Source organism: Mesorhizobium mediterraneum (assembly GCF_002284565.1).
Lineage (GTDB): Bacteria > Pseudomonadota > Alphaproteobacteria > Rhizobiales > Rhizobiaceae > Mesorhizobium > Mesorhizobium mediterraneum.
Window position 1 is genome coordinate 523,816 of sequence record NZ_NPKI01000015.1, and the last position, 20,313, is coordinate 544,128.

The following is a 20,313-nucleotide window of genomic DNA, read 5'->3' on the forward strand; positions in this document are numbered from 1 at the left end:
AGGGCGGAGTCTCGCTTTTGCTTTAGGTTGTGAGGAGATTCATGCTGGCTTGCCCTGACCCGAAACCGGCGGCAATTCAGGCGCATCCAGCCCTTTGAAGGGATCGCGCCAGGCATCGATTTCTTCCAACTGACGATACCAGCGGCTGACAGACGGATAATCATCGAGCGGCAATCTGGCGACATCGTTGAACGGCAGAAACGTCGCCATTCGAAAGTCGGCATAGGAAACCGAATTCTCGACCAGCCATTCTCGCTCCGAAAGCGCGGCCTCGAGTGTTGCAGCGGCAGTGCGGAAGTCTCTCAGGCCCTCCTCAACCCGGCCCTGATCGATCGGGCCGAGCCCATATCGCTGTTTGGTCCCGCGTTCGAAATGCACGACGTCGCAAGCTCTTGCGAAGTTCTCTTTACCCCAACTGAGCCATCGGATCATCTCGGGTTCGTCGTCGCCGGTGCGCCAGAGATCCGAATGCGCGTCGCGTGAAAGCCGGCAGGCGATGGCGTCGGCCTCCCAGAGGCTTTTTCCCGAGCCTACAAGTATGGGCAATGAAAGATTGGGATTTAGCGGGCGATATCGCTCGGCCTGCCCGGGAGCGAAGGGGGAGGCGAATTCAAACTCGACCTTTGCGTCGAGATAACGGGCCACCGCGACCGTGAGGCGAGGATTGGGATTGCGGCTGAAGAACAGTTTCATTCCTGTCTGTCCTTGAATGGTACGGTTCGACCCTTTGACACCTTGAACCGGCCGCGTGGCCCGGAACTGGTCGCCACCTAAGCCGCCGCCATGATCTCCGCATAGGTGGCGAAATCGACATTGCCGCCGGACAGCACCACGGCAACGCATTTGCCTGATAGCTCGATCTCGCCCGACGATAGCGCGGCCAGCCCGACGCTGCCGCCAGGCTCGACCACCAGCTTGAGGTGGGCCATGGCGTCGCGCATCGCCTGTGCCGCTGCCTTGTCGGAAACGGCAATGCCGCCGGCGAGATTCCTGCGGTTGATCTCGAAGGTCATCGCGCCCGGCTCGGCGGTGAGGAGCGCGTCGCAGATCGACGTGTGGCCGGGTTCGATCGAAACCCGAGCACCTTTGGCCAACGAACGACAGGTGTCGTCGAAATGCTCGGGTTCCACCGCCCAGACGGCCGTATCAGGTGATGCATCCTTGACCGCGATGGAGATGCCGCTGCTCAAGCCGCCGCCGCCGCAGGGAATGACGATCGCGTCGAGACTCACGCCGAGCGCTTTCGCCTGCGCCATCAGTTCGAGGCCGATCGTGCCCTGGCCGGCGATGATGGCCGGATCGTCGAATGGCGGGACCAGGACCATGCCCCGGTCCATATAAGGGCGAACCACCGCCATGCGGTCATCGCGGAAACGGTCGAACGGAACCACTTCCGCTCCCATCTTCCTGACATTGCCGACCTTCATGGCCGGCGCGTCAGTGGGCATGGCGATGACCGCCTTGACCCCGAACATCGCCGCCGACGCGGCGACACCTTGCGCGTGGTTGCCCGACGAGAAGGCGACGACGCCACGGCTGCGTTCTTCCTCGGTGAGCGAAGACAGTTTGTTGTAGGCGCCGCGGAACTTGAACGAGCCGGTGCGCTGCAGCGTCTCCGGCTTGAACAGGATCCTGGCGCCGAAGCGCTTGTTCAGCTCCGGCGATTCGATCAGCGGCGTTTCGACGATCAGGCCGGACAATCGTATTGCTGCGGCGTGGATATCGGCGATGCCGGGAGGCGAGTTCATGGCGAGGTCCTGCGAAGTGAGATCGCCCATGGTGCACGGAAAGCAGGGCCGCGCACCACTGAAAAAATGTGACCGACACAATTCGTCGATTGCGAGACGAGCGTGTTGCCTTATCAGCGCCCCCGACGTTTGCGATTGGCCGAAGCCTCACCCCAAAAGCGTCCGTCGCCGCTTGGCGCCACCCATCTTGCGCCAGTTGTTGAAGCGATGGGTGGCGGCGGCGAAGGAGATCTTCATCTGCTGGGCAACCGAATAGCGCGACTTGCCCTCGTCGAACATGCGGTAGCAGCACTCGACGCCCTCCTCGGTCAGCTTGCCGTCGGGGGCCTTGTTGTGCGGATTGGCGGGATCGAATTTTTCGACCTGCTGCTCGACCAGGCCTTTCAGGCGCTGCAGGTCGGCCTCGATATTGGCGATGAGGTCGAGAACAGGTTTCGGGTCAAACGCATGGGTGGGCTGCTTTGCCGGCATCTACGGATTCCTTTCTCTTGGCTTAGGTTCAGCTATATAGGTGAACATTCACCAATAGTTAAGGGCGGCGGAGGATCCCCAGAGCCAATAATTTTGAACCTCCGGGCGATGGGTGCGATTGACCAACGGCGCACCAGACCATAGTTTAGAACTATTCTAAACTAGGGTGAATTTCTCATGCTTTCCCGTGTTTTCGGCTTTGGCCGCCGTCCCTTCGAATCGCTCTCGGAGCAAGAGATCCTGGCGCTCGCCATCTCTTCCGAGGAAGACGACGGGCGTATCTACCGGGCCTATGCCGATGGATTGGCAGATAGTTTTCCGCATTCGGCCAAGGTGTTCGAGGAGATGGCCGAGGAGGAGGACGGCCATCGCGACTCGCTGATCGAGCTTCACCGCGAGCGTTTCGGCGAGCGCATTCCGCTGATCCGGCGCGAGCATGTGAAAGGTTATTACGAGCGCAAGCCGGACTGGCTGGTCAGGCCGCTCGGTATCGAGCATGTGCGCCAACAGGCCGAGTCGATGGAGCGGCAGGCGTATCTGTTCTACGTCGAGGCGGCGAAACGCACCAGCGATGCCTCGACGCGAAAGCTGCTCGACGATCTGGCGGTGGCCGAACAAGGCCACGAGACGCAGGCGCAGCGGCTGGAGCAAAAGCATGTGCCGGGCGCGGTGAAGAACGAGGAAGCCGCGGCCGAGCAGCGCCAGTTCATCCTGACCTATGTGCAACCGGGACTGGCCGGGTTGATGGACGGATCGGTGTCGACGCTGGCGCCGATCTTTGCCGCCGCCTTCGCCACGCACGACACGTTCCAGACCTTTCTGGTCGGGCTTGCCGCCTCGATCGGCGCCGGCATCTCGATGGGCTTCACCGAGGTGGCCTCCGACGACGGCAAGCTGTCGGGCCGCGGCTCGCCGGTGAAACGCGGGCTGACAGTCGGCATCATGACCATGCTGGGCGGCCTCGGCCACGCGCTGCCCTACCTCATCCCGTTTTTCTGGACGGCGACGATTGTCGCTGCGGTCGTGGTGTTCTTCGAGCTATGGGCGATCGCCTTCGTGCAGAACCGCTACATGCAGACGCCGTTCTGGCGCGCCGCCTTCCAGGTGGTGCTGGGCGGCGCGCTGGTGTTTGCGGCCGGCGTGCTGATCGGGAATGCTTAGCTCGATCTTTCCTTCTCCCCTTGTGGGAGAAGGTGATTGGCGCGTAGCGCCAAGACGGAAGAGGGGTGTTGGACGGGTCGCAGTCGGTGCCAAGCTGGAACACCCCTCATCCGTCGCCTTCGGCGACACCTTCTCCCACAAGGGGAGAAGGAAAGGCCGCATAGTCCCACTCACCCATGCACCACCCGGCTGTCCTCAGGCGCCTCGGCCCGTTCGGTCAGGCCATAGTCGCGCACGACATGGGCGATGCGCAGACGATAGTCGGCAAAGATGCCGCCACGGCCGGCCTTCTGCGCCCGCCTATGTTCCTCCGTGTTGCGCCAGGCCTTCACCGCCTCCTCGTCGCGCCAGAACGACAGCGACAGGATGCGATTCGGGTCAGTGAGGCTCTGAAAGCGCTCGATAGTGAGAAAACCGTCGATGCCGTCGAGCAGCGGGCGCAGGTCGGCGGCGAGGCCGAGATAGGCATCGCGCTTGCCCGCTGCCGGCTCGACCTCGAAGATGACGGCGATCATAATTTCACCAGAGAGGCATGCGGCCCGGACGCCAGCTTCAGGAACATGCGATCCTCCTTCAGGATGAATCTTTCACGCCGCGCGAACTCGTAATTCGCCTTGCCGACCGGATCGGCGGCCAGCCTGGCACGGTAGGCCTCGTAAGCCGCCAAGCTGTCGATGTTGTAGGCGGCGTAGGCGGTCGTGGCCGAGCCTTCATGCGGAGCAAAATAGCCGATCAGATCGGCGCCGCAGCGCGGAATGGCCTGGCCCCAGTTACGGGCATATTCCTCGAACGCCGCCTTGCCGAACGGGTCGATCTCGTAGCGGATGAAGCAGGTGATGGTCATCTTTTGTCTCCTTGCTGAATTTGGTTCGTTGCGCCGATAGTTCGAGCGGGGTCGAAACGTTCAGCGGATCGATGTGCTAGGCAATTTCTCCGGTGTCATGCTTGCCAGAAGGATTTCGCGCATTCGTGGCGAACGTCTTCCGGCGTCAGGCCAAGGTCGCGCAAAAGATGCTCGTCGATCTCGGCAAGGTCGAGGCGCTGCAGATAGCGGTCGTGCCACCGCGCCAGAAGCCGCAGTCGGCATAAGGCGATGAATGGAAATGGTCGGCGGCGGAAGCGGCTGACAGACACGGCGTTGGGGGCGGCTCTTGCGGTCATCGTCGTCTCCTTGATCTGAGCCGAGAATAGTGTTTATCTGACAAGAATGCTTCGATGACGGACGAACTATGCGTGAAGGACCAGACATAGCCCGCATCGCCAGCCTGGTCGGCGATCCGGCGCGGGCGAACATGCTGACCGCGCTGATGGGCGGCACGGCGTTGACGGCGAGCGAACTGGCGCTCGAGGCCGGTGTGTCGCTGCCGACTGCCAGCTCGCATCTGTCGAAACTGATGGAGGGCGGGCTGCTGACGCTGGCAAGCCAGGGGCGGCATCGCTATTACGGCCTCGCCGGGCCGCAGGTGGCTGGCATGATCGAAGCCATCACCGGTGTCGCCGCAGCGGTCGGGCCGCAGCGGGTCCGGCCGGGTCCCCGTGATGCGGCCATGCGCGTGGCGCGTGTCTGCTACGACCACCTCGCCGGAGAACAGGCCGTGGCGATGCTCGACCGCCTTGTCGCTCGACAAGTGCTCCTGCGCGACGACAAGGAGATCAGGCTTGGGCCGTCGGCCGCCTCGTATTTTGCCGCGATTGGCATCGATGTCGAGAGCAAGGCGCGACGACCGGTGTGCCGGGCGTGCCTCGACTGGAGCGTGCGGCGCTCACATCTTGCCGGCACGCTGGGCGCCGCCATTCTCGACAAGATCCTCGCCGAAAAATGGGCAAGGCGCGAGAAGGACAGCCGCGCGGTTGTGTTTTCGCCGACGGGGAGGCAGGCGTTCGAGAGGGTGTTTCTGGCTTGAAAGATTTGCCGGTATTGTCCTGGGGCGGGGCAGGGGCGAAGCGACGTGGCGGAGACCCCAGTATCCATGCCGAAACTTTCGATCGTCGCGGCGGCGCATAACGTTGCGAGACGTCAGCGGGACAGCGCCCCCCCTTTGTCCGGCAGGACAGAGGGGGGCGTGAAGGATCGCCGGCGCTCGTTCTCGCGCTCGCTCAGCCTGGAACGAAGCCAATGAACTAGCCGCGCTTGAGCACCTTGCCCTGCCTGAAAAAATCCTTCCACGGATCGGCTTCGGCCAACTGCTTCAGCGTCGTCTTGTCGCCGATCGGAAATGCGTTCGGCGCCAGTCCGGCCTCGATCTCCGCCCAGGTCGCCGGCATCGATACGGTAGCGCCCTTTTTGGCCCGCGACGAATAAGGCGCCACCGTGGTCGAGCCGCGGCTATTGCGCAGATAGTCGACGAAGATTTTTCCGGTGCGCGCCTTCTTCGACAGCGTCGCCGTGTAGCGGTCGGGTGCCGCCTGTTCCAGCGCGCGGGCGAAATCATGGGCGAAGTCTTTCACCTCATCCCAATCCGCCGATGGTTTCAGAGGCACGACGACATGGTAGCCCTTGCCACCCGACGTCTTGACGAAATTCGGCAAGGACAGCTCATCGAGCCTACCGCGGATTTCGAGCGCCGCCGCGCGCACCGCTTTCACGTCGACGCCTTCGTCGGGATCGAGATCGAAGATGATCTGGTCCGGCTTATCCAGTTCGTCGATGGTGCAGCCCCAGATATGGATCTCGACCACGCCGAGCTGGACCAAGGCAGCGACACCGTCGAAGTCGCGGATGAACAGGATCTCCTCGCCGTCCGTCGGATCCTTCATCCTGGCGATCTTGTCATGCATGCCGGCCGATGCATGCTTCTGGAAAAAGCGCTGGCCCTCGACGCCGTCCGGCGCACGCACCAGGCTTAGCGGCCGATTGACGACGAATTGTTGCAGGCGCGGCCAGACCAAAGCGTAATGATCGAGCAGGCCCTGCTTCGATACCTTCTCGTGCGGCCGCAGAAGCTTGTCGGGATGAGAAAGCTTTACGACGGTTTTTGCCGCCCCCGAGGATTCAACAGAGGTGCCCTTGCCCCCGGCAGGCTTTTCCTTGGTATCGGCCTTGCCTGCGGGTGCCTTTGGCTTTTCCTGCACGACTTCCTCCGCCGGTTTGTCCTCGCGCAATCCCTGGAACGAGGCGTGGCGTATTATACGGTCGGACGTCCAGGTACGGAACTCCACTTCGCCGACAAGGTCTGGCTTCACCCAAACCACTCCTTTGCCCAGCCCTTTGCCCCTCGGTAGCGCCCTGTCGAAGGGCGAGGTCTTCGCCTTCAGAGCATCAAGCTTCTTCTTCAGGTCGTTGGTGCCCTGCATCGAAAAGCCGGTGCCGACACGGCCGGCATAGTGCAGCTTGCCGCCCTCATGGTAGCCGACCAGCAAGGAGCGCAATCCACGCCCGGTCTTCTCCGACGGCAGGTAGCCGCCGATGACGAATTCCTGGCGAAGCGTGCATTTCGACTTCACCCAGGACAAGCCGCGGCCGCTGCGATAGGGCGCGTCGGCGCGCTTGGAGACGATCCCCTCCAGCCCCATGCGGCAGGCGTGCTCCAGCATGACCTTGCCCGGTTCGGCAAAATGGTCGCTGAAGCGGACTGCCGAATTGTCTGGCTGTTTGCCAAGCAAGTCCTGCAAAGCCTGCTTGCGCTCGACCAGCGGCTCTGTGCGCATATCCTCGCCATCGAGACGCATCAGGTCGAAGACGTAATAGAGAAAACGATCCGTGCGGCGCGCCGACAGATCCGCCTGGAGCAGCGCGAAGGACGAGACGCCGCTGTCCGCCAGCACGACGATCTCGCCGTCAATGATGGCATCCATGCATTTCAGGCGCCCGAGTTCTGCGACAATCTCGCCGCCGAACTTGTCCGTCCAGTCAAGGCCGGTGCGCGTCAAGAGCCGCACCTCGGTGCCGGCAAGCTGCGCCTGCATGCGGTAGCCGTCGAATTTCACCTCATGCAGCCATTCCTTGCCGGGAGGGGCATCCCTTTGCAGTGTGGCGAGGCATGGTTCAATGAATTCGAGCTGCTTTGCCGCCTTGGCCTTCGCCTTGCTAGCGAGCCGTTTGTTCGAATGCCAGACCCTTGGCTTCTTGCCATCGGCGGTCTTGCCTTCGCCGACCTCCTCGATCGTCAGGCCCGACTTCACCGATTCTGGCGCCTCCTGCAAAATGTCCTCGCCCGGCCGGGCGGCGACATCGTCGGATTTGATCAGCAGCCAATTGTCGCGCGTTTTGCCGGGACGCGGCTTCAGGCGCACCAGATGCCAGAGACCGTTCAGCTTGTGGCCATGCAACTCGAAGCTGATATGGCCCTTTTTCATCGCCTGGGCCGGATCGGTTTCCGGTTGCCATCTGCCTTCGTCCCAGACGATGACCGAGCCGCCGCCATATTCGCCCTTGGGAATGGTGCCCTCGAAGGACGCGTAGTCGATCGGGTGGTCCTCGACATGCACGGCGAACCGCTTTTCATGCGGATCGAGGCTCGGGCCCCGGGTTATCGCCCAGCTCCACAGCACGCCATTGTGTTCGAGGCGAAGGTCGTAATGCAGCCGTGTCGCGGCGTGCTTTTGGATGACAAAGATGCCGCCGGCCTCACCTTTCCTGCTGCGAACGACCTTGCCGGCCGGCTCGGCGGTCTTCTTGAAATCGCGCTTGGCGTGATACTGCTCAAGGCTGGCCATGACACGCGATCCTATGCGGATTTGCTATGGCGTCGAAGGCTTCGGCTTGGCGACGCCGGCACGAGGTCTTGAACGGATAGAAATCGTTTCAGTTCCGGCCCCGCGAAAAGCGAGGCACGCCGGATTGCCCGGCGTTGCCTCGATCGAGAGTGCTATTCGGCGGCTTGAAGGTTGACCTTGGCCTCCGCGATCTCGGTAAGCTTGCGGTCGGTTGCCTGCTCTTCCTTGATGTTGTTGGCCAGGACATTGGCGCAGTCGCTGCGGCCAAGCTGCTTGGCCCAGGCAATCAACGTGCCGTAACGGGTTATCTCATAGTGCTCGACCGCTTGCGCGGATGCGATCAGGGCGGCGTCGAGAACATCCTTGTCGTCGATGTCGCCGCTGACTTCATCGGCTTCCTCGAGAATGCCGTCGATGGCCGGACAGTTGACCGTCTTGGCCTTCACGCCGTGCAGTTCGAACACGTTCTCGACGCGCGCGATATGGCCCTTGGTCTGCCCGAGGTGCTTCTCCAGGCCGGCTTTCAATTGCGGATTGGTCGCCTTGTCGATCATCTTCGGCAGCGCCTTCTCGATCTGTTTTTCGGCGTAATAGATGTCGCGCAGCGTGTGGACGAAGAGGTCGTCCAGCGTCTTGATGTCTTTCGAAAAGAAACCCATGGCTTTTGCCTTTCCATCGTTCTCGCTGTGTTGGGATTCCGGCGGCGGTTCCGCACGGAAGCCGCTGTCTGCTGGAGCCGGGTTGGTGCGGCTCTTGTCGTCAACGTGCGGCTATCGGACGGGTTCCTGACTTTCCCTGGGCAAGCACGGAAATTTCGCGGCACCGGCCAAGGCTGAAACAGAAGCGCGCCGCAGCGACATCCAAACGAAACATATGTGATGCAAAAGTCACATCGACCGAAATGTCGACGCACTGCATGGAAAGACCCCGAATCAGCCGCATTGCGGCCATGAACCAAGGCATTTTCGACCAGATATTAACATCGTGTTCACCGACTATTCACGCCTCGACGCTATGATCCTCGCAATTCGGAAGGGACATCCGAAATCGGGACAGGGACAGGTAAAATGAACTTCTTGACGCACCTCATCGGCTACGCTGCCGCCATCCGCGAATTCGTCGCGCCGACCTACCGGCCGGAGCGCTATTACATGCGCGGCCCAGGCCCTGCTTGCGCACGCCGCGGCCACACGCTCGGCATCAGCGCGCACTGATGACGACCATGGAAAGCCGTCATGACAGCCGGATCTGCAGGCCGGCCGCCGATCACCGTGCGACCACCTATCGCACGGAGCGTTCTGCGCTCGCCGACCGGCGGCGTGCGACAACAAGGTTCTGAGATTCTGGGGCTTTGATCTCGCCTCCGGCAAGCTTAGTGTCGTTTGACACCAAGCAGCCGGGACCCGCGTGACCACCCAGCCAAACCATCCTCCTGAAAAGCCAGCCTTCGATGCAAGCCATCCGTTGATCGTGTTCGACGGCGTCTGTGTGCTGTGCTCGGGCTTCGTGCGCATGGTGGTCAGGCTCGACCGCAAAAGCCGCTTCCGCTTCGCCACGGCGCAGTCGCCGCTCGGCGAAGCGCTGTTTCGAAAATACGGGCTGCGGACGGATAGCTACGAGACCAATCTGGTCCTCATCGACGGCGCCGCCTTCACCCGCCTGGACAGTTTCGTCGCCGTCATGGCCGAACTGGGCTGGCCGTGGCGGGCGGCGAGGTCTTTCCTCCTGCTGCCGCGCCCGCTTCGCGACTGGCTCTATGACCGCATTGCGAAGAACCGGTACGCGCTGTTCGGCAGGAAAGAGAGTTGCGAGATCCCCTCCGCTGAACTGAAAGGGCGGCTGATTGGCTAAGCGAAGGCTCCTGGGAAGCTTCTGCGCTACCCGAGGCGGCAGCGCTTGGGAGAGCAGCCGATGAAGGTTCTCATCGTCGGCGGCTACGGCACATTTGGCGGCCGCATCGTCGAACTGCTGGAGAACCAACCGCGCCTGACGCTGATCATCGCCGGCCGCTCGCTTGCCAAAGCCGATGCCTATTGCGGGAGCCGTCACGGCGCTGAGGCGCGGCTCGTGCCGGCGCAGTTCGACCGCGACGGCGATCTTGCGGCGCAACTGGCCTCATTGCGTCCCGACACGATGGTCGACGCCAGCGGTCCGTTCCAGGCCTATGGCGAGGGGCGCTACCGCGTTATCGAGGCCTGTATCGCCCAGGGTGTCAACTATCTCGATCTCGCCGACGGGTCGGATTTCGTCGCCGGCGTTTCTGCATTCGACGCGGCGGCGCGCGAGACCGGTCTTTTCGTGCTGTCCGGAGTTTCCAGCTTTCCGGTGCTGACGGCAGCGGCGGTGCGCCGGCTATCTCTTGATATGGCGCGGGTCGAGACCATTCGTGGCGGCATCGCGCCGTCGCCCTTTGCCGGGGTCGGCGAAAACGTCATCCGCGCCATTGCCGGCTATGCCGGACAACCAGTGCAGCTCGCACGCGACGGCGAACCGTCGCAGGGCCACCCGTTCACCGAACAGATGCGTTACACGATCGCGCCGCCCGGCCGCCTGCCGCTGAGGAGCACGCTGTTCTCGCTGGTCGACGTACCGGACCTGCGGGCGCTCGCCGATCTCTGGCCGCAGGCACAGACGATCTGGATGGGCGCGGGGCCGGTGCCGGAAGTGCTGCACCGCGCCCTGATCGGTCTCGCCTGGCTCGTGCGCGCCGGCTTGGTCCGCTCGCTCTTGCCCTTGGCTTCGCTCATGCACTGGGCGAGCAACCGGCTGCGCTGGGGCGAGCATCGCGGCGGCATGTTTGTCGCGGTGGAAGGCGCGGATCGGTCGCGTACGCCGGTCAGGCGCTCATGGCATCTGCTGGCGGAGGGCAATGACGGGCCGCTGATCCCGTCGATGGCGGTCGAGGCGCTGGTGCGCAAGGCGCTGGACGGACATATGCCTGCGCCAGGAGCGCGGGCGGCCGTGCGCGACCTGGAACTCGAGGACTATGAAGCGCTGTTTGCCAACCGGACGATCCATACCGGCTTCAGGGACGATACCGCCGATGCGGACAAGCCGCTCTACGCCGCCTTGCTCGGCGACGCCTGGCAAAACCTGCCCAAGGAGATCCGCGCCATGCACGATGGCACGACCAAGGCGCAGGGACGCGCCAGCGTCGAGCGCGGAGGCAATATGTTTGGCCGGCTTGCAGCCTGGTTGGTCGGGTTTCCGAAGGCCCGTGACGACATCCCGGTCGATGTCCGCTTCCACGCCAACGAAAACGAAGAAACCTGGACGCGGACATTCGGCGGGCAGGGTTTCTCCAGCCGCCAGTTCGCCGGATGCGGCCGATCCGAGCGGTTGCTGTGCGAACGCTTCGGCCCGCTGACCTTCGCCATGGCGCTGGTCGCCGAGGAGAACCGGCTGTCGCTCGTGCTGCGCCGCTGGAGCATTTTTGGCCTGAAGCTGCCGATGTGGCTTTGCCCGCGCTCGACATCTTTTGAGAGCGTGGAGAACGGCCGCTTCCGCTTCCATGTCGAGATCTCGCATCCGCTCACTGGATTAATCGTGCGCTATCGCGGCTGGCTCGAACCCTCGCACGGTTCCAGCACGATCGTGCCGCCTGCCGCCTTGCCCAGTTCGCGGCAGTCTTCAACCGTGCACAGTGTCCAGCCTTCGCCGGTGGCGCCGGATGCGGCGAGCACGAGGCGCGGCTGTGGCTTGATCGGGGGCGTGTAGGCCCACCAGCCGTCCCGCAGCACCGCGCCCTCGGGCGGCTCCATGCCGGCGCCCGAGCCCTTGATCCGTGCCTCGACGATTTGCAGGCCGGAAGGCAGCACCTTCCAGTCCTCCTGCCAATGCGTCTTTTCCACCGAATGCGTCCAGGAAAGCGTGAAAGCGGCCACAGTGAGCGTCATCGTCTTACCGGCGGCCAGGATACAGAGGCTCATGCGGTCCCGGACGCCTGCCGTGCACGCCAGCAGTGCCAGCCGATCCAGATAAGAGAGAGCGCCCAGCCGGCCTCGTCGGTGAGCGGCAGCGCGGCAACCAGCAGCGCGCCTGCGCAGAAGGCGACGAGACGTTCCCACCAAGCCATGCGCCTGATGAGGAACCCGACAGCGGCCGCGCCCCACAGGACGATGCCCATGCAGGCCTTGGCGACGATATAGGCGACCTCGACGGGATAGCCGAACTGGGCGGCGATCGGACCGGCGTCCTGCAACATCAGCGCCGGGGTGTAGACCGCCATGAACGGCACGACGAAGCCGGCGACGGCAAGCTTGGTGGCTTGGATGCCGATCTTGAGGCCGCTCTCCTTGGCCATTGGCGCGGCGGCGAAAGCGGCCAGCGCCACCGGCGGGGTGAGGTCGGCCATGATGCCGAAATAGAAGACGAACATATGGCTGACCAGCAGCGGCACGTCGAGCGCCAACAGGGCCGGCCCGGCCAGCGACGAGGTGATGATGTAATTGGGGATGGTCGGGATGCCCATGCCGAGCACCAGGCAGGTCAGCATGGTCAGCAGCAGCGACAGGAACAGGTTGTTCTCGCCGATGGAGATGATCCAGCCGATGAAGGTCGAGGCGATGCCGGTGAGCGTCAGCGTGCCGATGACGATGCCGACAATGGCGCAGGCGATGCCGACCGGCAGCGCGTTCTTTGCTCCCTCGGCAAGCGAGTCTATGCATATCTGCAACGTCTCGCGTCCGCCCCTGAAGGTGAAGCAAGCGATGACGAGCGCCGCGATCACAAGGCTGAGGATGTTGACGCCGAACTTCATGAAAGAGGCGGCGGCAAGCCCCAGCGCCAGCCAGAAGACAATGCGGAAGGCAAGCGGCCCGATCAACGCCGCCAGCGGCGTGCCGAGGATGAGCACGATGGTCAGCGCCAGCCCCATGGTGCCGGCGAAGATCGGCGTATAGCCGGCAAACAGCAGATAGATGAGCGCGGCAAGCGGCAGAACCAGCGGCCAGTGTCTTCTCACCGCGTCCCACGGATTGGGCAGATCCGCTTTGGCCATGCCGTGCAGGTCAGCCTTGCCGGCTTCCAGATGCACCTGCCAGAAACAGGCGCCGAAATAGAGCAGTGCCGGGATGATCGCCGCCTTGACCACTTCGGCATAGGGGATGTTCAGCGTCTCGGCCATGATGAAGGCGACCGCGCCCATCACCGGCGGCATGATCTGGCCGCCCATCGAGGAGGTCGCCTCGACGGCGCCGGCGAAAGCCGGGCGGAAGCCGAAGCGCTTCATAAGCGGGATGGTGAACTGGCCGCTGGCCACCACGTTGGCGACGCCGGAGCCGGAAATGGTGCCCATCAGCGCCGATGACAGGACGCAGACCTGGGCCGGGCCGCCGCGCCACGAGCCGACCAGGCCAAGGGCGAAATCGTTGAACAGCGCGATCATGCCGGCGCGTTCGAGAAAGGCGGCGAAGACGACGAAGATGAAGATGTAGGCGGCCGAGACGTAGACCGGCGTGCCGTATATGCCTTCCGTGCCAAAGGCGAAGGTGTCGACGAGCTGGGCGAAATCATAGCCGCGATGGATGAAGGGCGACGGTAGGTGATTGCCGGCAAATGCGTAAGCGAGGAAGATCAAGGCGATCAGGGCAAGCGGCAGCCCCATCAACCGCCGCGCGGCCTCGAAGACCAGCACGACCAGCACCGTGCCGACGATCAGGTCCGGCGTGGTGAGGAAGCCGGAGCGGCGGATGAGGTCGGCATAGAACACCCAATTATACAGGCCGGTGGCGAAGCCGAGCACGCCGAGTGCCCAGAACGCTGCTTTCGCCGGGATGCTTGTGGCGCGCAGATTGGCGATCAGGCCAAAGCCGAGCAGCAGCAAGAAGCCGACATGCATGGCGCGCACCACCTGGCTCGGCAGGCTGCCATAAGCGGCGATGTAGATCTGGAAGATGGAAAAGGCGACGGCGATGAGAAAGGCGGCCTTGCCGGCGATGCCTTCGCCGAAACCCGGCGGCAGCCCTTCGACCGGAGCTTCGGCGGTGGGGGAGAGAATGGTCGGGGTATCGGTCATTGGCGGGTTCCTGGCAGGCGCTCCCCTCCCCCTTGAGGGGAGGGTGGATAGCCGCCGACGGCGGATGGACGGGTGGGGTCGTTGCGGCAGTGCGCGGCCTGAACCGACCCCACCCGCCTCGCTTCGCTCGGCACCCTCCCCTCAAGGGGGAGGGAGCGCCCTTACTTCACCAGCCCCTTCTCCTTGTAATACCTCTCGGCGCCTGGATGCAGCGGCACCGGCATGCCGTCGAGCGCCTTGGCCGGGTCGATCGCCTTGGCGGCGGCATGGGCAGCAGTGAGCTGGTCGAGATTTTCAAACAGCAGCTTGGTCATCTGATAGGCGGTCTCGTCGGAGACGTCGGCGCTTGTGATGAGGAAGTTGCCGACGGCGGCGGTCGCAACATCCTCGGTCTGGCCCTCATAGGTGCCCTTAGGAATGGTCACCGAAAGATAGGGCGAGCCGATCTTGGCGACATCCTGCGCCGGCACGGCAACGACGTTGATCGGCACCGAGGTGGCGAGGTCGCGGATCGAGGCGACGCCGAGGCCGGCCGATTGCAGCGTGGCGTCGAGCTGGCGGTTCTTGATCAGCTCGACCGATTCGGCGAAGGGCAGATACTCGACCCGTCCGAGATCCTCGTATTTCAGCCCGGCGGCGGCGAAGATGGCGCGGGCGTTGAGCTCGGTGCCGGAGGCCGGCGCGCCGACCGACAGGCTTTTGCCCTTGAGGTCGGCGAGCGTCTTGATGCCGGACTCCTTACTGGCAACGATCTGGATGTAGTTGGGATAGATGGCGGCGATGCCGCGCAGCTTGTCGAGCTTGCCCGGATAGCCGGCTTCGGTATTGCCCTCGGCGGCCAGCTTGACGGAATCGCCGAGCGCGAAGGCGATCTCGCCCTTGCCCTGCTGCAACAAATTGAGGTTCTCGACCGAAGCTTTCGTCGCCTGGACCTGGGTGCGGGCACCTTCGATGCCCTTGCCGTAGATTTCCGACAGCGCGACGCCGAGCGGATAGTAGACGCCCGAGGTGCCGCCGGTCAGCACGTTGATGAATTCCTGCGCCTTGGCCGACACCGCGCCAAGGCCCAGCGACAGCGCCAGCGCGCCGGCGGCAACAAACTTCGTCCTGAAATTGAGCATGCGATTTCCTCCCTGAAATATCAGCGGCCGTGCCACCCTCCCAGCACGAGCCGAGGCGAGTTTAGACAGCGGGCGGGAAATGCCAACCCGCAATAGTATCCATTAGACGAACGGCTGAGTGATGCCGCAACGCATGGCCGCTTGCGTAAAACGCCATCGGAGCCGAAAGATTTTCCGACGCCTGTCGAAATCGGGCCGGGCCGCGCGACATACGTCCGGCTCGCAATGATGCGGCCCTGTGAACATGGGAGAGAAGACCATGCGATACATGCTTTTGATCTACGTGAACGAAGCTGCGATGGCGGCCGCGCCGACGGACAAGACCTACGAGATCAGCGCAGCCTATGGCGCCTATACCGAGGCGTTGAAGAAGTCCGGCGCCTGGTTGGCCGGCGACCGGCTGAAACCGACCCAGGCCGCGACCTCGGTGCGGATGGCCAATGGCAAGACCAACGTGCTCGACGGCCCGTATGCCGACACCAAGGAACAGCTCGCAGGCTTCTACATGATCGAGGCCGAGGATGCCGATGCCGCGATTGCCTGGGCGGCGCGCTGCCCGGGTGCCAGCACCGGCACGGTCGAGGTGCGGCCGATCTGGGAACAGACAATGTGATATCGGAACGGCCCGACATCGCGCGGGCGGCGGCGGAAGCGGCCGCCCGGCAAAGCTACGGCAAGCTGGTCGCCTTCCTCGCCGCCCGCACACGCGACGTCGCCGGCGCCGAGGATGCGCTGGCCGATGCCTTCGCAGCGGCACTCGAACGATGGCCGAAGGCTGGCGTGCCGCGCCGGCCGGAAGCTTGGCTGCTTGCGGTGGCGCGCCGACGTCGCGTCGATGCCGTGCGGCGGCGGCTGACCGGCGAGGCCGCCCGCGACGACCTCCGGCTGATCGCGGAGGAGATGGAGGCCCGCATGACCGACGAAGATCTGCCCGACGAGCGGCTGCGGCTGATGTTTGCCTGCGCCCATCCGGCAATCGAGGCGGGCGTGCGAGCGCCGCTGATCCTGCAGACCATTCTGGGCTTCGACGCGGCGACGATCGCCTCGGCCTTCCTGGTGTCGCCGGCAACGATGGGCCAGCGCCTGGTACGCGCCAAAAACCGCATCCGCGAGACCGGCATTCCGTTCCGGGTGCCTGAAAGAACCGAGCTCGGCGAGCGGCTGGATGCGGTGCTGGAAGCGATCTACACCGCGTTCGCCGAGGGCTGGTCCGACCCGGCCGGCACCGAAACCCGGCGCCGCAATCTCGCGACCGAAGGCATCTGGCTCGGCCGTCTGGTAGCGTCGCTGATGCCGGATGAGCCGGAAGCGCTCGGCCTGCTGGCGCTGATGCTGTTTGCCGAGGCGCGGCGTGCGGCGCGGCGCAACGCCGCCGGCGACTATGTGCCATTGGCCGAGCAGGAGCTTGCGCTGTGGGACCACGCCTTGATCGACGAAGCAGAGACATTGCTGAGGCGCGCCGCGACCAAGGGCGTTGTCGGTCGCTACCAACTTGAGGCGGCCGTGCAATCTGCCCATACGACAAGGCGGCTGACCGGCCGGACCGACTGGGCCGCGATCAAACAGCTCTATGATGCGCTGTCGGTGATTGCCGGCTCGCCGGTGGTATCGATCAACCGCGCGGTGGCCATTGCCGAGGCCGACGGCGCCGCGGCGGGATTGAGCGCACTTGATGAGCTTGGCGATGACAAGCGGCTGCATGATTATCAGCCTTATTGGGCCGCCCGCGCGGGCCTCCTGGCCAGGCTCGGCAAAACTCGGGAAGCGACTGAGGCCTATGACCGGGCGATCGGCCTCGAACGCGATCCTGCCGTGCGCCGGTTCCTGCAGGAACGACGGGCTGGGCTCAGCCGCGCGGAAAAAGACTGACGCAACACGATCCGTTCAGGCCGGCCACATGGCGTGGGAGGCGTTCAGCGTCCTCATCACCTGATGCTCCCGCAACTTGGCCCACAGGCGTTCGATGTTCGGCCAGGCGCTGGGGACCTTTTCAATCTCGGGATGCCAGGCCACCAGCATGATAAGATAGATGTCGGCCAGCGAGAGCCGGTTGCCGACCAGCCAGTCACGGCCTTCGAGGGCAGCATCGAGAATGGCCAAGCCGCGATCCATTTCCGAGATCGCCGCCTGCTTGACGGCGTCCACGCCGCCGGGATCGGCGGTGTAGCGATGAGCGTAGAAGAACCGCAGGTCAGCCTGATAGATGACCGACGACATGAAGGTCATCCAGCGCAGGAAATCGGCGCGGGCGGGCGAGTTCGCTGCCGGCGCCAGAGCTGCTTCCGGGTGGCGTTCGGCAAGCAGGATGCAGATCGCCGCCGACTCGGTCATCGAGCTTCCGTCCGGCAAGACCAGGATCGGCACCTGGTTCAAGGGGCTGATGTCGAGAAAGGCCTGATCGGGCGAGGTCGATTTCGGAACGTCGACCTGGTCGAAAGGCACACCCGCCAAAGCGAGCGCCGCCTCGACGACAAAGCCGCCAGTGTTGGCACGGGTATAGAGCTTGTACATGAAATCCTCCGCCAGCCGATGCAAGGCCGGCGACGATCTGACCGGAAGCGCAACTTTACTCAAGCGAGCGGCGGCCGCCACAGGTGTTTTTTCAGCGGTCCAGACCGAAGTGTCGCCGCGGAACTTTTGATGCCGGCGGGACAGCGCCCCCCTCTGTCCTGCCGGACATCTCCCCCACACGGGAGGAGATCGGCCATCATTCCGACTTTCGCCAACCGCCAACGTTGCAGGAGTGAGCTGCGCGCTGAAGCTGCCAATCTCCCCCAAGTGGGGAGATGCCCGGCAGGGCAGAGGGGGGCGTGAAGGATCGCTACGAATCTATCGGAATTCCCGTGTCGAGGACCTAAGCACCCAGCCCTTCGAACAGGATCGTCGACAGATAGCGTTCGGCGAAGGATGGAATAACGACCACCAGGTTCTTGCCCTTGTTCTCCGGCCGAGAGCCAACGACGATCGCCGCCTGCAGGGCGGCGCCCGAAGAGATGCCGACCGGCACGCCTTCGAGGCGGGCGACGAGTCGGGCATTGGCGACCGAATCCTCGTTGGAGACCTTGACGATCTCGTCATAGATCGTCGTGTCGAGGATCTTCGGCGCGAAGCCGGCGCCGATGCCCTGGATCTTGTGCGGGCCGGGCTGGCCGCCCGACAGCACCGGCGAGGCTTCCGGCTCGACGGCGACGACATGCACGGAGGGCTTACGCTGCTTCAGCACCTGACCGACGCCGGTGATGGTGCCGCCGGTGCCGATGCCGGCGACGAAGATGTCGACCTCGCCTTGGGTGTCATTCCAGATTTCCTCGGCCGTGGTGCGGCGGTGGATTTCCGGATTGGCCGGATTTTCGAACTGCTGCGGAATGATGGCGTCCGGCAGCGTCGCGGCCAGCTCGTCGGCCTTGGCGATGGCGCCCTTCATACCTTTCGGCCCTTCGGTCAGCACCAGTTCGGCACCGAGCAGCGCCAGCATTTTCCTGCGTTCGACCGACATGGTCTCCGGCATGGTCAGGATCAGCTTGTAGCCCTTGGCGGCGGCGGCGAAGGCGAGCGCGATGCCGGTGTTGCCCGAGGTCGGCTCAATCAGCGTGGTCCTGCCGGGCGCAATCCTGCCCGATGCCTCCAGCGCCTCGATCATCGAGACGCCGATGCGGTCCTTGACCGAGCCGATCGGGTTGAAGAATTCGAGCTTGGCCAGCAGATTGGCGACGACGCCCTTTTCATTGGCGAACTTGTCGAGCCGCACCAGCGGGGTGTCGCCGATCGTTTCGGTGATCGAATTGTAGATGCGGCCGCGGCCGGGCACATGCGCGGTGGTGGCGGGCTTGTTCATTGGTTTCGCTCCCCGAGTTCAGATGGGCCAGAGGTCAGATCGGCCAGAGTCAGGTTGGCCAGAGTCAGTCAGGCTAGTGTCAGGCGGGCATAAGATAGGGCCATCCGCCGCGCAAGATAGTCTGTCGGTTGAAAATATCCGAGTGGGACGCATGCTGAAAACAGCTTCGGCCTGGAAAAGCATTTCAGGCGGTGTCCTGTTTAGGAATGGCTCGACCGCGAGATGCCTATTGCCGGGCGGCGATCGCAGCCGCTGCTCCGACCATGAAACCGGCGGCGGTGCGGTTCAGCACCCGCAGCGCACGCGGCGACTTCAGGAGCCCGCGCGCCTTGGCCGCCAGCGCCAGATAGGGCACCAGCACCACCAGCAGCACGAAGAGCGTCAGCGCGACGAGGATGCCGTAATCGGCGAGCGTGATGGTCTTCAGATCGACGATGGTCGGCGTGATGGCGAGATAGAAGATCATCGTCTTCGGATTGCCGAGCGTGACGGCGAGGCCGGCAATAAAGCTCGACACCAGCCCGCCCCTGCCTTTCTTCGCCTCCACCGTTTCGGGCGTGATGCCGCTCGTCCAGAAGCGCCAGCCAAGGAAAGCGAGATAGGCGACGCCCAGCCATTTGATTACCAGGAAGGCCATGCCGAAGGTCTGAGCGACGAGGGCCAGGCCGAGCACCACGGCGGTGAGATAGGTGAGATCGCCGAGCATCAGCCCGAAAGACATGGCGAGCGCCGAGCGAAAGCCGGAACCAAGCGCACGCGCAATAAGCGCGGTGAGACCTGGGCCAGGAATGGCGGCGGCGATGCCGAGGGCCGCGCTGTAGGCGAGGAATCCGGTGAGGGTCATGATTTCGGCCTTAGCGCATGACCCCAAAACGGAATCGACTTTTAAGACTGCGCCTTGTCGCACAAAGGCTGGCAGGCGTGTACTCCCTGAGGCCCGGATTCGATTGCACCAGAACTACCGGCCGGGCGAACTCGCCGATCAGGACGGACTTTTGCCGTAGGTGACGCGCATGACGCGCACACGGAGAGTTGAAGCGGAATCGATCGGTTTTCGGAACTCAGTTTCCGGCTGCGTAAAAATCGTCGTCGAGGCGCTTTTCCAGCGCGACGAGATCGGCCGGCAGCGGCAGGCCCATGGCGCGCATTTCCCTCAGCTTTTCGCGTAGCTGCTCCTGCACTTCATGCTGATCCTCGGGCTGGTTGATCATCTGCTCGAGCAACAGGCTGATCTGGGCCTTGAACGATTCCAGCGCCATTTTTTTCTCCTTAGGTCCGGCCTAAGCGCGTCGCGTTTGAAGGGTT

The 20,313-nt window shown here is 63.7% G+C and carries 21 protein-coding genes and 1 pseudogene; 7 read left to right on the forward strand and 15 right to left on the reverse strand.

The features are described from left to right. Positions 1 to 39 precede the first annotated feature (39 nt). From CIT25_RS11920 to CIT25_RS11930, 3 genes are all read right to left on the reverse strand, one after another. The gene (locus tag CIT25_RS11920; protein WP_095484708.1) at positions 40 to 693 is read right to left on the reverse strand and encodes a glutathione S-transferase family protein; all 654 of its coding nucleotides are present in this window, start codon (positions 691 to 693) and stop codon (positions 40 to 42) included. Between the two features lie 77 nt (positions 694 to 770). Beyond that, positions 771 to 1,748, reverse strand: coding sequence for a threonine/serine dehydratase family protein (locus tag CIT25_RS11925; protein ID WP_167391049.1), 978 nt, complete (start codon positions 1,746 to 1,748; stop codon positions 771 to 773). A gap of 147 nt (positions 1,749 to 1,895) precedes the next feature. Beyond that, positions 1,896 to 2,219, reverse strand: a complete 324-nt coding sequence (locus CIT25_RS11930) for a hypothetical protein (protein WP_095484710.1) — start codon at positions 2,217 to 2,219, stop codon at positions 1,896 to 1,898. A gap of 177 nt (positions 2,220 to 2,396) precedes the next feature. Between CIT25_RS11930 and mbfA the strand changes: the two genes are divergently transcribed. After that, complete coding sequence (gene mbfA, locus CIT25_RS11935; protein ID WP_095484711.1) at positions 2,397 to 3,380, forward strand: iron exporter MbfA; 984 nt, start codon at positions 2,397 to 2,399, stop codon at positions 3,378 to 3,380. 170 nt (positions 3,381 to 3,550) lie between these two features. Here the strand turns inward: mbfA and CIT25_RS11940 are convergent, their stop codons facing one another. The 3 genes from CIT25_RS11940 to CIT25_RS11950 all read right to left on the reverse strand — a co-directional run bounded on the left by CIT25_RS11940 (position 3,551) and on the right by CIT25_RS11950 (position 4,541). Next, positions 3,551 to 3,895 (reverse strand): antibiotic biosynthesis monooxygenase family protein, encoded by a 345-nt coding sequence (locus tag CIT25_RS11940; protein ID WP_095484712.1) that lies wholly within the window; start codon positions 3,893 to 3,895, stop codon positions 3,551 to 3,553. Further along, the gene (locus CIT25_RS11945; protein ID WP_095484713.1) at positions 3,892 to 4,224 is read right to left on the reverse strand and encodes an NIPSNAP family protein; all 333 of its coding nucleotides are present in this window, start codon (positions 4,222 to 4,224) and stop codon (positions 3,892 to 3,894) included. The genes CIT25_RS11940 and CIT25_RS11945 overlap by 4 nt, the downstream gene beginning before the upstream one ends. Before the next feature lie 95 nt (positions 4,225 to 4,319). Next, the gene (locus CIT25_RS11950) at positions 4,320 to 4,541 is read right to left on the reverse strand and encodes a DUF1127 domain-containing protein (RefSeq protein WP_095484714.1); all 222 of its coding nucleotides are present in this window, start codon (positions 4,539 to 4,541) and stop codon (positions 4,320 to 4,322) included. 68 nt (positions 4,542 to 4,609) lie between these two features. On the opposite strand from CIT25_RS11950, the gene CIT25_RS11955 reads away from it, so the two are divergent. Then, positions 4,610 to 5,284, forward strand: a complete 675-nt coding sequence (locus tag CIT25_RS11955; protein WP_095484715.1) for an ArsR/SmtB family transcription factor — start codon at positions 4,610 to 4,612, stop codon at positions 5,282 to 5,284. 217 nt (positions 5,285 to 5,501) lie between these two features. Here CIT25_RS11955 and ligD read toward each other — a convergent pair whose 3' ends face one another. Next, on the reverse strand, positions 5,502 to 8,036 hold the full coding sequence (gene ligD / locus CIT25_RS11960; protein ID WP_095484716.1) for a DNA ligase D: 2,535 nt from the start codon (positions 8,034 to 8,036) through the stop codon (positions 5,502 to 5,504). Positions 8,037 to 8,188: 152 nt separating this feature from the next. Further along, positions 8,189 to 8,695: a YciE/YciF ferroxidase family protein gene (locus CIT25_RS11965; RefSeq protein WP_095484717.1), complete on the reverse strand. Its 507-nt coding sequence runs from the start codon at positions 8,693 to 8,695 to the stop codon at positions 8,189 to 8,191. Between the two features lie 408 nt (positions 8,696 to 9,103). Here CIT25_RS11965 and CIT25_RS11970 point away from each other — a divergent pair, with 408 nt between their 5' ends. From CIT25_RS11970 to CIT25_RS11980, 3 genes and pseudogenes are all read left to right on the forward strand, one after another. Next, on the forward strand, positions 9,104 to 9,250 hold the full coding sequence (locus CIT25_RS11970) for a hypothetical protein (protein ID WP_023801394.1): 147 nt from the start codon (positions 9,104 to 9,106) through the stop codon (positions 9,248 to 9,250). Between the two features lie 193 nt (positions 9,251 to 9,443). Next, entirely contained in the window at positions 9,444 to 9,887 is a 444-nt protein-coding gene (locus CIT25_RS11975) for a thiol-disulfide oxidoreductase DCC family protein (RefSeq protein WP_095484718.1), read from the forward strand. Positions 9,888 to 9,947: 60 nt separating this feature from the next. Next, a pseudogene (locus CIT25_RS11980) lies at positions 9,948 to 11,543 on the forward strand (saccharopine dehydrogenase family protein); the annotation flags it as partial. Positions 11,544 to 11,587: 44 nt separating this feature from the next. Here CIT25_RS11980 and CIT25_RS11985 read toward each other — a convergent pair. The 3 genes from CIT25_RS11985 to CIT25_RS11995 form a co-directional block, all read right to left on the reverse strand. Beyond that, on the reverse strand, positions 11,588 to 11,965 hold the full coding sequence (locus CIT25_RS11985) for a DUF1850 domain-containing protein (RefSeq protein WP_095484719.1): 378 nt from the start codon (positions 11,963 to 11,965) through the stop codon (positions 11,588 to 11,590). Next, a complete protein-coding gene (locus tag CIT25_RS11990) occupies positions 11,962 to 14,052 on the reverse strand; it encodes a TRAP transporter permease (protein WP_095484720.1) in 2,091 nt (696 codons plus the stop codon). Before CIT25_RS11990 ends, CIT25_RS11985 begins: the two co-directional genes overlap by 4 nt. Before the next feature lie 161 nt (positions 14,053 to 14,213). Next, on the reverse strand, positions 14,214 to 15,173 hold the full coding sequence (locus CIT25_RS11995; RefSeq protein WP_095484721.1) for a TAXI family TRAP transporter solute-binding subunit: 960 nt from the start codon (positions 15,171 to 15,173) through the stop codon (positions 14,214 to 14,216). 259 nt (positions 15,174 to 15,432) lie between these two features. Here CIT25_RS11995 and CIT25_RS12000 point away from each other — a divergent pair, with 259 nt between their 5' ends. Together CIT25_RS12000 and CIT25_RS12005 are read left to right on the forward strand one after the other, a co-directional pair. Continuing rightward, on the forward strand, positions 15,433 to 15,786 hold the full coding sequence (locus CIT25_RS12000; RefSeq protein WP_095485097.1) for a YciI family protein: 354 nt from the start codon (positions 15,433 to 15,435) through the stop codon (positions 15,784 to 15,786). Next, positions 15,786 to 17,042, forward strand: a complete 1,257-nt coding sequence (locus tag CIT25_RS12005) for an RNA polymerase sigma factor (RefSeq protein ID WP_095485098.1) — start codon at positions 15,786 to 15,788, stop codon at positions 17,040 to 17,042. Before CIT25_RS12000 ends, CIT25_RS12005 begins: the two co-directional genes overlap by 1 nt. 15 nt (positions 17,043 to 17,057) lie before the next feature. Here CIT25_RS12005 and CIT25_RS12010 read toward each other — a convergent pair whose 3' ends face one another. The 4 genes from CIT25_RS12010 to CIT25_RS12025 all read right to left on the reverse strand — a co-directional run bounded on the left by CIT25_RS12010 (position 17,058) and on the right by CIT25_RS12025 (position 20,267). Beyond that, positions 17,058 to 17,684: a glutathione S-transferase family protein gene (locus CIT25_RS12010; protein ID WP_095484722.1), complete on the reverse strand. Its 627-nt coding sequence runs from the start codon at positions 17,682 to 17,684 to the stop codon at positions 17,058 to 17,060. Positions 17,685 to 18,027: 343 nt separating this feature from the next. Next, positions 18,028 to 19,008, reverse strand: a complete 981-nt coding sequence (gene cysK, locus CIT25_RS12015) for a cysteine synthase A (RefSeq protein ID WP_095484723.1) — start codon at positions 19,006 to 19,008, stop codon at positions 18,028 to 18,030. Positions 19,009 to 19,234: 226 nt separating this feature from the next. Further along, positions 19,235 to 19,852: a LysE family translocator gene (locus tag CIT25_RS12020; protein WP_095484724.1), complete on the reverse strand. Its 618-nt coding sequence runs from the start codon at positions 19,850 to 19,852 to the stop codon at positions 19,235 to 19,237. Between the two features lie 217 nt (positions 19,853 to 20,069). After that, positions 20,070 to 20,267, reverse strand: a complete 198-nt coding sequence (locus tag CIT25_RS12025) for a hypothetical protein (protein WP_029347942.1) — start codon at positions 20,265 to 20,267, stop codon at positions 20,070 to 20,072. Positions 20,268 to 20,313 lie beyond the last annotated feature (46 nt).